Here is a 9,608-nt window from a genome sequence, read left to right on the forward strand (position 1 = left end):
CAGGATGATAATAATGTTGATAATGGTTCGCATTAGTGTGACAGGTTGTTTCGCACAGAAAAAGACACTGCGAACAAATAGTTAACAAAATTTTCACATTCAACGCTGAGGCCGGGGGGCCGTCGTTTTGGGTGTCTGATAGGTATCCGATCGAAAAGCGCTATGAAAATCTTGTACATGAAATTACATTGGTACAAGTTTTTATGGCTGCGGAGCCTCTTCCATTGACCCAAGCCCCTCGTCTCCACCTGATCCTCGGCGATCAGCTTTCCTTCGATCTCGCATCCTTGGCGGGTCTGATCCCCGAGCGCGACACGGTCCTGATGGTCGAGGTCATGGAAGAGGCGAGTCATGTGCCGCATCATCCGCAGAAGATCGTGCTGATCTTCAGTGCCATGCGTCATTTTGCCGAGGCGCTGCGTGAGCGTGGTGTTCGGGTGCAGTACGTCATGCTCGATGATCCGCAGAACACCGGGTCGGTGCCGGGTGAGTTACAGCGCTGGCAGGCTCTGTTGCGAGCAGAAGAGCTGCACATCACCGAGTGCGGCGACTGGCGTCTGGAACAGTCGATCAAGGACTGCGGGTTGCCCATCCAGTGGCACGCCGATACGCGCTTTCTTTGTTCCCGCGACGAGTTCTCGTCGTGGGCGCACGGCAAGAAGCAGTTGCGCATGGAGTTCTTCTATAGGGAGATGCGCCGCAAAAGCAGGCTGCTGTTGAACGGCGACGGTACGCCGGTCGGTGGTGCCTGGAACTTTGATGCCGAGAACCGCAAGGCACTGCCCAAGGGCGTGGCAGCGCCTTACCCAATGCGCTTTTCCCCGGACGCTATCACCCGCCAGGTACTAAAGCTGGTGGGTGAGCGCTTTGCCAGCCATTACGGCTCGCTGGATAATTTCGACTATCCGGTTACGCATGCCGATGCCCAGGCGCTGTGGGAGTGCTTTCTGGATTACGGCCTGGCCGGTTTCGGCGATTATCAGGACGCCATGGCTACTGACGAGCCGTTTCTGTTTCATGCGCGCATCAGTGCGGCGTTGAACATCGGCCTGCTGGATTTACGCCAGGTGTGCAGTGACGTTGAATCCGCGTACTGGTCGGGCAGGGTGGGGCTGAATGCCGCCGAAGGTTTCATTCGCCAACTGATCGGCTGGCGGGAGTATGTGCGTGGCGTCTATTGGCTGAAAATGCCCGATTACGCGAGCGGCAATCTGTTCGGTAACAGCCGGCCGCTGCCCGAGTTTTACTGGACCGGCGAAACGCAGATGAACTGCATGAGTCAGGCCGTCGGCCAGAGCCTGAAGCATGCCTACGCCCACCACATTCAGCGCCTGATGGTGACCGGCAACTTTGCCCTGCTTGCCGGGATAGTGCCGGAGCAGATCTGCGAGTGGTACCTGGCGATCTACATGGATGCCTTCGACTGGGTCGAGCTGCCCAATACGCTGGGCATGGTCATGCATGCCGATGGCGGCTATCTGGGCTCCAAACCCTATTGCGCCAGCGGCCAGTACATCAAGCGCATGTCTGACTATTGCCGCGGCTGTGCGTACAAGGTCACTGAAAGCACCACTGAGGATGCCTGTCCGTTCAATGCGCTGTACTGGCATTTCCTGATGCGCCATGGCGACCTGTTGCGTCGCAATCAGCGCATGGCGATTATCTATAAAAACCTTGATCGCATGGCTGAGCCCAAACAGCAGGCGCTGTGGGCGCGTGGCGAGCATCTGTTGGCCAGGCTCGATGCCGGAGAGGCGCTTTGAAAAAGGCCGAGCTGCCAGTCAGAACCTGTGTGGTCTGCGGGCTGCCGTTCACCTGGCGCAAGAAGTGGGCGCGCTGCTGGGATGAGGTGCTTTATTGCTCTGAGCGTTGCCGGCGAAACAAGCGCACTGCACGCGAGTAGCATTTTCAAAATATTTCGAAATGAAAAGCGCTGAACTATCGCTTGCTCAGCATGATCCTTCCTTATGCGCATTCAGCGCGACCCCGACCTGCCAGCGCATCCGCACTGAGTGTTGATCCAGGGTCGCCGAACGAAAAGGAGCCGTCATGACCGTAACCACCCATCCCGTCTACCGCTACACGCCAGGCCCGCTACATGCGACCTTGCTTGCCGGAACCGTGCCTTTGTTTCTCGGCGGCTTGCTGAGTGATATTGCCTATTACCAGACCTTTCAGGTTCAGTGGAGCAACTTTGCCGCCTGGCTGATTGCCGGAGGCCTGTTGTTCTGCGGGCTGGCGTTGCTGTTCGCGTTGGTCAATCTGGTTCGCGCCGATCACAAGGCTGGTCGTCCCGTGGTGTACTTCCTGTTGTTGCTGGTCACCTGGGTGCTGGGTCTGGTCAATGCCTTCGAGCATGCGAAAGACGCTTGGGCGGTCATGCCGTCGGGCTTGATCCTGTCGGTCATCGTCACCGTTCTGGCCTGCGTTGCGACGTGGACCGGGCTTACTAGCCTGCGTTCCGGAGGTGCAGAATGAGAAATATCCACGCATTGACTGCATTGAGCATGGCGCTGCTGCTGAGCGCCTGCGGTGGTGAAGCCGACAGCACTCAGGCGCGCGGACCGGACCCGAAGCTGCCTGACCCGCAACGCGGCCTGTTGCCGAGCATGAAGATTGCAGAACCCACCGCATGGGGCGATCAGAAGCCTGCCGTGCCTGAGGGTTTCAGCATCACGGCAATTGCCAGCGACCTGAATATTCCACGTCAGTCCATCGTTTTGCCCAACGGCGACATCATCGTTGCCGAAGGGCGCGGCGGCAGCGCTGCCAAGCTCAAGCCCAAGGACGTGATTGCCAGCGTCATCAAGGCCCAGGGCAACACCAAGGTCAAAAGCGGTAATCGCCTGACGCTATTGCGGGACGCGGATGGCGACGGCAAATACGAGCTGAAAACGGTGTTTGCCGAGAACCTGAATGCGCCTTATGGCCTGGCCTTCGCGAACGGCAAGCTGTACGTGGCCAACCAGGATGCGCTGGTCAGCTTCGATTATCAGGAAGGTCAGACCAAGGCCAGCGGTGAACCGACCAAGGTCACCGACTTGCCTGCAGCGATCAACCACCACTGGACCAAGTCGCTGACCGTCAGCCCTGATGGCCGTTTCCTGTACGTGGGCATCGGCTCGAACAGTAACGTGACCGAGCGCGGCATGGAGGTCGAGATCGATCGGGCGATGGTCTGGCAGATCGACGCCGCCACCGGTGCCCACAAACCTTATGCGACCGGTCTGCGCAACCCGACGGCACTGGCGATTCAGCCGGGCACCGGGCAACTGTGGACAGTGGTCAACGAGCGTGACGAACTCGGGCCTGATCTGGTTCCGGACTACCTGACCTCGGTGAAGGAGGGCGCGTTTTACGGCTGGCCTTACAGCTATTGGGGCCAGAATGTCGACACGCGTGCCCAGCCGCAGAATCCGGCCAAAGTCGCTGCGGCGATCAAGCCTGATTACAGCCTTGGTTCGCACGTCGCCGCACTGGGCGTGTCGTTCTCGATCCCGGCCATGGGCGACAAGTTTGCCGACGGCGTGTTCGTTGGCGAGCACGGCAGTTGGAACCGCGATAACCCGGTGGGCTACAAGGTGATCTTCGTGCCGTTCAGCAATGGGCGTCCTGCGGGCGAGCCTGTGGACTTCGCAACCGGTTTCCGCGGAGCTGACGGCAAGACTCGCGGCCGGCCAGTGGGCGTGACGGTTGATCCGAAAGGCGCACTCATCATCGCTGACGACCTGGCAAACACCGTCTGGAGAGTGACCCGCAACAAGTAGGTCACGATGGCCTGAGGTCGTTGTTGAGTAATCGTTCCCAAGCTCTGCTTGGGAACGCCGTTCTTGACCCAGAGCGTCGGCACGATAGCCGGTGATTGATCGTTCCCATGCGCCGCGTGGGAATGCCGTTCGTGACGCTCCGCGTCACCGATGCCACCTCGACCCGGAGCATCACCCTGATGGCCCGTCTTCGCGGGACCTACCTCGCGTCATCCACACAAAATTCTTTCGCAAGGTGGCTTCGATGCGCGCTTACACATTAGGGTTGGCCGCTTCCACGCGCTGGCCTGAGCGGCCGGTCGCTGACATCCCTGAATTCTGGAACCGCTGTGAGTCGCTTTGAAACCGCTGGAAACGTACAAACAAAACCCGCTTCATGGTGGGCCGTTGGCAGCGTATCGCTTGGGTCGTTCGCCACCGTCACCACTGAATTTCTGCCGGTCGGGCTGCTGCCCGATATCGCTCGCGACCTGGGAACCAGCATCAGCCAGACAGGCTTGATGATGGCCGTCCCTGGCATCCTCGCGGCCATCTCGGCGCCGTCCTGTATTGCCCTGTTCAGTCATGTCGACCGCAAGCGCCTGCTGCTCGGGCTGCTGTCGATATTGCTGGCCTCCAACCTGATCGTCGCGTTGTCCACGCACTTCTGGCTGACCCTGGCGGGCAGGGTCCTGCTCGGCTTCGCGCTGGGGGGATTCTGGACGATTGCCGGGTCGCTCGGGCCACGCTTGAGGCCCGGCAAGGAGGGCGTCAAGGCCACCGCGTATGTGCTGGCGGGCGTCTCGATCGGCACTGTCGCCGGGATTCCGGCCGGCACGTTGATCGGTGAAGCCTTCGGCTGGCGTGCTGCGTTTGAAACAGCGGCAGTGGTCACGGTTGCCGTGGGGGTGTTGATTGCAACCTTCCTGCCTGCGTTGCCGGGCGAGCGCTCTGCCGGCATCAGCCAGATGTTGTCGCTGGCTGGCGAGCAGCGCATTCGTCGCATGTTCGCTGCCGCACTGTTGATCTATGTCGGGCACTTCGCGGCTTACACGTACCTCGCGCCCTTCGTGCAGGAATTCGCGCATATTCAGGGTCAGGCCCTGGGCGCATTGCTCTTCGCCTTCGGCCTGGCGGCTGTTGCAGGCAACCTGGCCGGTGGAGCTCTGGCGGCCAGGAGCGCACCGTCCTCGGTGCTGATCATGACCCTGCTGATGCTGGGTTCGCTGACCGCGCTGCTGATGTTCGTCGGTAACCCGTGGCTGCTCTGGCCGGTGATTCTGGTCTGGGGGTTCGCGTTCGGGATGATCCCCATCACCACGCAGATCTGGTGCTTCGAGGCTTCAAACGATCGTGTGGAAGGCGTTCAGGCGCTGCTGGTCTGTGTGGTGAATCTGTCGATTGGCGGCGGGGCGTTCATTGGCGGTGCGGTGTCCGCTCGGGCCGGCTTTACCGCTGCCATCGTGATCGGTGCGGTATGTGCTGCGCTGTCCATGCTCACCGTGATGCTGGCGATGCGCAACTCAAAGCCGGTCAGTTGCACCGACTGATCTGCCAATAATGAGAGACCGCGGCGACGCTGAATCCATCGCCGCGATACCTCATCACACCTTCGTCACACCCTCAGCCTGCCTTGAAAAATGCGACCTTGCGGGTCAGGCGATCCGCGAGCTGCGCCAGTTCCTCACTGGCGGTCGCCACTTGCTGCGATCCATTGGCAGATTTGAGTGTCGAGTCGTGAATGCTGGTGATGTTCATCGCAACGTCTTCTGCCACCGCACTCTGTTGAACCGACGCGCTGGCGATCTGCGCGTTCATGTGATTGATCGCACTCACTTCCTGATTGATTCTCGACAAGGCGCTTTGGGCATTGCGTGTCTGTTCCACGGCACGATTGACCAGTTCACAGCTGTCGCGCATGTTCTGTGCCGCAGTTTCCGTACCACCCTGCAGCGTGCTGATCATGTTCTGAATCTCCTGGGTCGACAGCTGGGTGCGATTGGCCAGCGAACGAACCTCATCGGCGACCACCGCAAAACCTCTGCCATGCTCGCCCGCGCGGGCGGCTTCAATGGCCGCGTTGAGCGCCAGCAGGTTGGTTTGTGAGGCAATCGAGTTGATCACCTCGATCACCTTTTCGATCTCCTCGCCATGCCGTGAGACCTGCTCCACGGTGCTGGTCGTTTCAGTCAGCGTGGCCGCCAGTTGTTCGATGGCAGTGGTCGTACCTTCAACGAGGCTGTTGCCGCTCGCCACCTCACTGTCAGCCAGGCGCGCGGCATCCGCGGCCTGTGAGGCATAGCCCGAGACTTCACTGACCGTCGCGGCCATCTCGCTGATGGCGGTGGCCACCTGTTCGGCTTCACGGGTCTGCACCATGATCTGGGCATTGTTGGCGGAGGAGGCCGCCGACAGCACGCTAGAGGACTGGCTGACCTCCTGAGCGGCCATTCGTACGTCGGTGATGGTTTCCGAAAGACGGCTCAGCGCTGTTCTCAGCACGCCCATGACGCTGTCGGGATACGCCGTGGTGATGGTTTGCTGCAGATCGCCCGCCGCCAGTCGGCGAATGGCCTCGGCAACGTCGACCGGCTCTGCGCCAAGGGTCTTTTTCACGAAGCGGATGATGAACGCCGACAGCACGATGCTCAGCAGCACAGCGAACGCAGTGGCCAGCAGCATCAGGCCGCGGAACTGGCTGGCGGTCGCCTGCACATTATCCAGCTGGACCCTGATCGAGGCTTCCTCATGGTCGATGAGCGCGTTGATGCGCTTCAGCCATTCACTGTAGTTACCGGAGGTCTGGCTCAGCAACAGGGCCTGCGCACCGGCGATGTCTCCGGCACGGCGCAAGGCAATCACGCTCTTGGTAGAGCTGAGCGTTTGCTGTTCGATTTCCTTGATGCCACGCAGCAACTGGCGTTCTTCGGCACTGACGTTGGGCTTGGTGAACAACTGCTCCATCGGTACGGCCGAGTCGACATAGTCCTTTTCAAGACGGGTCATCTCTGCCAGATGCAGCGCCATGTCCTGGTCGTTGTTGACCAGCACGGCATCGCGCAGAGCGATCGCACGGTTATGCACGCTGCCCCGGAAGTTGATCGCATAGCGTTGCACCTTGGCAGCATTTTCGCCTACGTCTTCCAGGGTGCTGTCGATGAACCCGACCCGCTGAATGCCAACGGCGGTGATCAAGATGAGCAGCGAGACGACAGCGGCGAATCCCAAGCCGATGCGCGTAGCCAGAGAAACCTGATTTTTCATGGAATGAACCCGAGCGAGGCAAGAGGAGAAGTCGAATTAAATAATGGCGAAGAGCCTTTATTCAGAATGGCCTGACAATAGCGCCCAGTCGACTCGCTGCCCAATAGATATTTGCGCACGGTGACATAGACAGGTGTTATTTCAGAACTGTATGACAGTTACGAAAGCGTGCGGTGCGATCTTTACCGGCACTCGTCGTCGCTGTGTGCCGCGGGTAACCGGCGAGGCTCATGACGTTCGCCGGTTCCGGGATGTTTTACAGCGTCGGTCAGACGAATCCGGTCACTGCATGGGGCACGTACGGAGCCTCGAGGCGTTTGATGTCCTCATCACTGAGCACCAGTTGCAGTGCCGCGATGGCATCGTCCAGTTGCGTCGCCTTGGAGGCGCCGACGATGGGCGCGGATACACCGCGCTTGGCCAATACCCAGGCCAGTGCGATTTGCGCCATCGGCACCCCGCGCTCTGCGGCCAGCTGTTCCACGGCATCGATCACGCGACCGTCTTCCTTTTCTGTCGCCTCGTAAAACGACTGGCCGGATACGTCGGTTCTGGTCCGCTCGGTCTGCTGACCATGGGGCCTGGTCAGCCTGCCGCGTGCCATCGGGCTCCACGGCATCAGGCCGACCCCCTGATCGATACTCAGCGGGATCATCTCGCGCTCTTCTTCGCGATAGACCAGGTTCAGGTAGTTCTGCATCGAGACGAACCTGCTCAAGCCATGCGCGGTCGCGACCTGCTGGGCCTTGGCGAACTGCCATGCGTACATGGAAGACGCGCCGATGTACCTGGCCTTGCCGGCCCTGACCACATCGTGCAGGGCTTCCATGGTTTCTTCGATGGGCGTGTCATAGTCCCAGCGATGGATCTGGTACAGGTCGACATAGTCAGTGCCGAGTCGCGTCAGGCTCGCGTCGATACTGGACATGATGGCCTTGCGCGAGAGCCCCTTTTCGTTGGGGCGGGTCGAGCCTTCCCACATGTTTGCCGGAAAGAACACCTTCGTGGCGATCACGGTCTCGTCGCGACGCGTGAACTCTTTGAGCAATTTACCGACGATGGTTTCCGAAGTACCTGCCGAGTAGCTGTTGGCCGTGTCAAAAAAATTGATGCCTTGCTCGACGGCGTGTTTGATGATCGGTCTGCTTGCTTCTTCGCCCAGTGTCCAGGGATGCGTTCCGGCATCGGGCTCGCCGAATGTCATGCATCCCAGGCACAGTCTGGAAATATCCAGTCCTGTGTTGCCAAGCTTTACGTAGTCCATGAATCCTCCGTCTATCGTTGATTGAGCAGCCGCCGAGCCGTTTCGCGTCTACAGTTGGGCAACGTCTGCCCGGAACAACTCGCTTTGACGCGATTGGTTCTATAGTTCTAGATCTGTAGAACTATAAGCGACTGTGCACGATTCGGGAGAGCAATATGGCCAGGCTGGAACAGATAGGGTTTCTCGGTTTCGATGTATTCGGCACCGTTGTCGACTGGCGAAACGGCGTGGCGCGGGCCGCTGCGCCATTTCTGCAGCGGCATGGCGTGGACGTCGATCCCCTTGATTTTGCCGATCAGTGGCGGGGTCTTTATCAGCCTTCCATGCAGCGCGTGCGTGCGGGTGAGCGCCCGTACGTGACACTCGACGTGCTCAACCGGGAGAGTCTCGAAACAGTGCTGGCGCGCCATGAGGTGGATTTCGGCAGCATCCCCGACGCCGAGCTCGTCGAGCTCAACAAGGCCTGGGAGCGGCTCGATCCATGGCCTGACTCGGTCGCAGGCCTGAGCCGATTAAAGCGCAGGTTCTCGATCGGTACGCTATCGAACGGACACATCGCCGGAATGCTCAACCTGGCGAAATTCGGCGGATTGCCCTGGGATGTTATCGTCGGTGCGGAGATCGCCGGGACCTATAAACCGATGCCCCAGACCTACCTGAAGTCTGCAAAAGCAGTAGGCCTGGAACCGCATTGCGTCGCCATGGTGGCTGCGCATAACGCCGACCTGACTGCCGCTCGTGCGAATGGCTTCAAGACCGTTTTCGTCCGACGTCCCGCCGAGCACGGGCCAGGCCAGACGTCTGACCTAAGCGCCGAACAGGACTGGGACGTGATGGTCGATTCCCTGACCGAAGCGGCTGACGCGCTCGATTGCTGAAGCGCCCGTTAGGCCGTTGCGCCAACGCTTTGCGTGCCGGGAAAAGTCGCCGCCCGACGCTGAAATTTCAAACGGCTCTCCCGCCGCGACAGCAGTGCCGTTTGACGGACACTTTCGCGGTTTGTAACTTTTTGTTTGCCTCACCGCCAAAAATCGTGGTTATTATCCCCGGCGCTCAGGGCCAAAAACCCAGCGCCAATGACTGTCACGGGTTCACAGACTCCGCAGTCACAGCCGATCGGGTCCACCCTGGCGCTGACACCCCGGCGCAGGCCGTTCCCCGTCGTTGACCCTCGAACGGAAGATGAGGTTTCAATTGGTCACGCGGTATGCAAACGTCAGTTCCAAGGGCAGAGCGATCAGTCTCGTCAACGAGCCAGCCACCCCCCTTTCTGTAGGCGAGTCGCGCCGTGCCGCGTTCGTCTGTCATCCCTCTGCGATCCCCCCGAGTGCTTG

At 60.0% G+C, this 9,608-nt stretch carries 8 protein-coding genes; 6 read left to right on the forward strand and 2 right to left on the reverse strand.

Features of this window, described 5'->3' with window-relative positions; translation table 11 throughout:
- Window positions 1-203: 203 nt before the first annotated feature.
- The 5 genes from KUIN1_RS09320 to KUIN1_RS09340 all read left to right on the forward strand — a co-directional run bounded on the left by KUIN1_RS09320 (window position 204) and on the right by KUIN1_RS09340 (window position 5,296).
- Window positions 204-1,763, forward strand: a complete 1,560-nt coding sequence (locus KUIN1_RS09320; protein WP_080269109.1) for a cryptochrome/photolyase family protein — start codon at window positions 204-206, stop codon at window positions 1,761-1,763.
- Window positions 1,760-1,903 carry a DUF2256 domain-containing protein gene (locus tag KUIN1_RS09325; RefSeq protein ID WP_080269108.1) on the forward strand — a complete coding sequence of 48 codons (144 nt, stop codon included), beginning with the start codon at window positions 1,760-1,762 and terminating at the stop codon, window positions 1,901-1,903. Before KUIN1_RS09320 ends, KUIN1_RS09325 begins: the two co-directional genes overlap by 4 nt.
- A gap of 146 nt (window positions 1,904-2,049) precedes the next feature.
- Window positions 2,050-2,478, forward strand: a complete 429-nt coding sequence (locus KUIN1_RS09330) for a DUF2231 domain-containing protein (protein ID WP_003368607.1) — start codon at window positions 2,050-2,052, stop codon at window positions 2,476-2,478.
- Window positions 2,475-3,767, forward strand: coding sequence for a PQQ-dependent sugar dehydrogenase (locus tag KUIN1_RS09335; protein WP_011267237.1), 1,293 nt, complete (start codon window positions 2,475-2,477; stop codon window positions 3,765-3,767). The genes KUIN1_RS09330 and KUIN1_RS09335 overlap by 4 nt, the downstream gene beginning before the upstream one ends.
- 329 nt (window positions 3,768-4,096) lie before the next feature.
- Window positions 4,097-5,296 carry an MFS transporter gene (locus KUIN1_RS09340; RefSeq protein WP_011267238.1) on the forward strand — a complete coding sequence of 400 codons (1,200 nt, stop codon included), beginning with the start codon at window positions 4,097-4,099 and terminating at the stop codon, window positions 5,294-5,296.
- A gap of 73 nt (window positions 5,297-5,369) precedes the next feature.
- On the opposite strand, the gene KUIN1_RS09345 is transcribed toward KUIN1_RS09340, so the two are convergent.
- On the reverse strand, window positions 5,370-7,010 hold the full coding sequence (locus KUIN1_RS09345; protein WP_003404405.1) for a methyl-accepting chemotaxis protein: 1,641 nt from the start codon (window positions 7,008-7,010) through the stop codon (window positions 5,370-5,372).
- Window positions 7,011-7,278: 268 nt separating this feature from the next.
- Entirely contained in the window at window positions 7,279-8,274 is a 996-nt protein-coding gene (locus KUIN1_RS09350; RefSeq protein WP_116886293.1) for an aldo/keto reductase, read from the reverse strand.
- A gap of 155 nt (window positions 8,275-8,429) precedes the next feature.
- Between KUIN1_RS09350 and KUIN1_RS09355 the strand changes: the two genes are divergently transcribed.
- Entirely contained in the window at window positions 8,430-9,152 is a 723-nt protein-coding gene (locus tag KUIN1_RS09355; protein WP_024651268.1) for a haloacid dehalogenase type II, read from the forward strand.
- Window positions 9,153-9,608 lie beyond the last annotated feature (456 nt).

Source organism: Pseudomonas sp. KUIN-1 (genome assembly GCF_009176725.1).
Taxonomy (GTDB): domain Bacteria; phylum Pseudomonadota; class Gammaproteobacteria; order Pseudomonadales; family Pseudomonadaceae; genus Aquipseudomonas; species Aquipseudomonas fragariae.